At 36.6% G+C, this 3,051-nt stretch carries 4 protein-coding genes and 1 tRNA gene; 1 reads left to right on the top strand and 4 read right to left on the bottom strand.

The window, feature by feature from the left end:
• The first annotated feature begins 1,023 nt into the window (after window positions 1-1,023).
• The gene (locus tag EO92_RS03715) at window positions 1,024-1,422 is read left to right on the top strand and encodes a transcriptional regulator protein (protein WP_048126873.1); all 399 of its coding nucleotides are present in this window, start codon (window positions 1,024-1,026) and stop codon (window positions 1,420-1,422) included.
• Here the strand turns inward: EO92_RS03715 and EO92_RS03710 are convergent.
• The 4 genes from EO92_RS03710 to EO92_RS03700 form a co-directional block, all read right to left on the bottom strand.
• On the bottom strand, window positions 1,406-1,744 hold the full coding sequence (locus EO92_RS03710) for a hypothetical protein (RefSeq protein ID WP_156165721.1): 339 nt from the start codon (window positions 1,742-1,744) through the stop codon (window positions 1,406-1,408). The two genes, EO92_RS03715 and EO92_RS03710, sit on opposite strands and share 17 nt — an antisense overlap.
• Before the next feature lie 299 nt (window positions 1,745-2,043).
• On the bottom strand, window positions 2,044-2,256 hold the full coding sequence (locus EO92_RS03705; RefSeq protein WP_048133824.1) for a MoaD/ThiS family protein: 213 nt from the start codon (window positions 2,254-2,256) through the stop codon (window positions 2,044-2,046).
• Window positions 2,253-2,381, bottom strand: coding sequence for a hypothetical protein (locus EO92_RS18750; RefSeq protein ID WP_255350236.1), 129 nt, complete (start codon window positions 2,379-2,381; stop codon window positions 2,253-2,255). The genes EO92_RS03705 and EO92_RS18750 overlap by 4 nt, the downstream gene beginning before the upstream one ends.
• A gap of 583 nt (window positions 2,382-2,964) precedes the next feature.
• Window positions 2,965-3,036: transfer RNA gene (locus EO92_RS03700), tRNA-Gly, on the bottom strand.
• Window positions 3,037-3,051: the final 15 nt, after the last annotated feature.

The following is a 3,051-nucleotide window of genomic DNA, read 5'->3' as shown; positions in this document are numbered from 1 at the left end:
TGAACGGTGTTGGCGAGACAAACATTATTTGCTCTAGGGCGGTATAGCATAGGTGCAATCCCTTAGATGCCTGCCAATTCATTGGCGGGAGCCGTCACTGAACAAAATAACCTCTGAAGAAGTAAGCCCGGGAAATAAAAAAGCATGGGAAATAAAAAAGCATGGGAAATAAAAAAGCATGGGAAATAAAAAAGCATGGGAAATAAAAGCTACATGAAATTTCAGCTTTTTCCAGCTTTTTCCAGTTATTCCCTATTTTTTAGTTTTTTTCTCCAGTTTTTTTTATTTATTTTCATGTTTGCCCCGATTGAACACTTTCAAGAGAGATCTCTCAGAAGTCGGAACGAATGCTGCAGATTTATCTGGTTCCTCAGATAATTGTTTGATCTGCGCTGAAATGAGAATATAAACATTTCTAAATTATCCTTGACGTTTTATTGTCAGGATATTTCCCTTTAATTTCTTTGATCAGTACAATTATAATATTTTTGTTGTGATACCCTCAGGTTTTTATCCGGATCATGGGATTATTATGCCTCTGATGTTTGATTCTTTTTCAATACCTGCTAATGTCAGGTGTGATTGAAAGTTTTTCAATTCCTTTTTAATATATACAACTTTAAATAGTATGAGTACATTATTAATTGTTGGAGATGAATAACCTTCTAATTATATACGTATATAGGTTTAATTGCTGAACCAATACGGCTCTTCCCATCAATTTCACAAAACGGTTCTCTGGCAATCGGTTATGGAAATATATTACGTTTGTTTTTGATAACTTATTGTTGGACTTAAAACGTAAACAATCCGCTAGATTGTGAAAAAACGCTTTTTACTGAATTAAATATTTTAAAACGGGATAGGTTACCATATAAATATACATATGGTGTAATACTTTGAGAGTTGTTGTCAGCGTTAACAGGTAGTTATGAAAGCTACCTTTCAAGGTCTGAATAATAATTACCGTGATATTCTTTAGCTGACACATAAAATTATAAAAATTGGAATATAGGGGTTATCATGAAAGACTATGAAGTAAAAGTGCTGGACGAAAATGACCACATTTTTATTGAAACGTTAAGGAACCTTGGGATGTCAAGAAATGTTGCCACAACTATGGCATATCTTATGAATGTTGACGAAGCTTCATCCCGCGAAATTGAAATCAGTACCGGACTACGGCAGCCCGAAGTCAGTCTTGCAATGAGGCTGATGAAGAATCAGTCCTGGGTCAACGTGCGTTCGGAAAAGAAACCCGGTAAAGGGCGCCCGATAAAGATCTATTCTCTTGCAGCTCCGGTTGATGAGATTATAAGCTATTACGAGGATAAGATCTACAAGGAATCTCAGGCAACGATCTCAGCAATTAAAAAACTGAAGGTTATGAGCAAAAAGGTGCCTCTTACTCCTTCGAAGTAAAGGATCTAAAAAGGGTTAGCTCCATAATGGCTGACAGTCCTTCCTGGAACTCACCATTATGGAAATCAAATCCTTCCCTTATTAATTCATTTAATTGTATCTCTTCCAGGTCCTGTTCCTCTTTTTGTTCTTCTTCGTTTTTCACCCTTCGTTTCCCGGGGTTTCCTTTCTGATCCCCTTCCTTTCTGATCCCCTTCTTTTCTGATCCCCTTCCTTTCTGATCCCCTTCCTTTCTGATCCCCTTCCTTTCTGATCCCCTTCCTTTCTGTCCCCTTCCTTTCTGTCCCCTTCTTTTCTGATCCCCTTCTTTTCTGGTCTCCATCCTATCAGGTATCTCTTCAACGTTTTTCAGGATTTTCCGGCATACTCTGGCATTTGATGCATGATTCACCTTCAGCCTGTTTGCTGATTTGTCCCCATTTTACATCTTTGCTCTGTCTTTTGTTCAAACCTTCCGGTCGTTTAAAATGTATATGAACAAGAAAATCAGAATGAGAAAAGCCCTGGATAAGAAGTGTCCTGGTTATGGAAGAATTCCATAGAAAAGTAACCTTTAAAATCTCTCTAAAAAGGGGGAAAAATAAGTTAAAATAAAGAAGGAAACCTGCCTTAAAGGGCAGGTCAGCCACCTGTAACTACTTTAAGGATTGTTAGTCTGTCGGAACTTATCGCCCCGTCAAGGGGAACAGCATTCCCTCCATTTAATACAAGTACCGTTTCCTGATTAATGTCCAGCGTATCAAGCAGGTCTTCGTAGGTAGCGCTTTCAGCTACTTCTACGGTCTGTTCGGAAATCTCTCCAGCTTGAATTGTTATGTGTACCTTTTTGCTCACTCTATAGATCCACCGCCGCTTACCTGAATTTCGTCTACGATTTTCTTTATTAACTTCTGCTCCAGTTCATATTCTTTTCTGACACCTTTCCGTTCTGCATTTCTTTTCTGGAACTTTCCGGTCATGTTCAAATCTCCTTACGATATTTCAGGTTTGCAACATAGTGGGTATAATCTCTCCAAGTAGACTCTGTTGTCTTTTCGAGATGTATATCCAATAATTATAATGATTTTCTGTTTTAATTAACTTTTTGGTTAACGATCCTTTTTTGGTTAAGGACCCTTTTTTTGGTTAACGACTCTTTGGTTAACAATTAGTTATTTCCAGGTGTTTTAGCCCAGTTCACATATTATTATTGAAAAAATGTAAGTGTTAACATTGAATATGAGCTCGTTTGAAACATTGGCATAATAAGCTCCAGACCTCTATTTTAAAATGAAATTTGAGAATATTTGTTCAGGAACTATGTATATTCGGAATCAAATCCGCACTTATGCCATTATATTTAAATGATGTAAGCTGTTTGGTAATTATTAGAGGTTTGAAGAGACACACCTGATAAATAGCACACAAATCTATAAAAAGAGTTATATGATATGTAAAAAAACGGACCAAAAAAACAATTAAAATCAAAAAAACAATTAAAATCAAAAAAACAATTAAAATCAAAAAAACAATTAAAATCAAAAAAACAATTAAAATCAGTTATACACCAGTCGGGATTCGAACCCGAGTTCGAGCGTTGGCAACGCCCGGTGATGACCGCTACACTACTGATGTGCTATGTTTTTATGG

The organism is Methanosarcina sp. 2.H.A.1B.4 (assembly GCF_000979385.1).
Classification (GTDB): domain Archaea; phylum Halobacteriota; class Methanosarcinia; order Methanosarcinales; family Methanosarcinaceae; genus Methanosarcina.
This window is presented reverse-complemented; position numbering and strand designations above follow the sequence as displayed.

Bases quoted from the DNA above. Each gene is read 5' to 3' on its own strand.
- EO92_RS03715 (WP_048126873.1), top strand. From the start codon at position 1,024: ATGAAAGACTATGAAGTAAAAGTGCTGGACGAAAATGACCACATTTTT.
- EO92_RS03710 (WP_156165721.1), bottom strand. From the start codon at position 1,744: ATGGAGACCAGAAAAGAAGGGGATCAGAAAAGAAGGGGACAGAAAGGA.
- EO92_RS18750 (WP_255350236.1), bottom strand. From the start codon at position 2,381: ATGACCGGAAAGTTCCAGAAAAGAAATGCAGAACGGAAAGGTGTCAGA.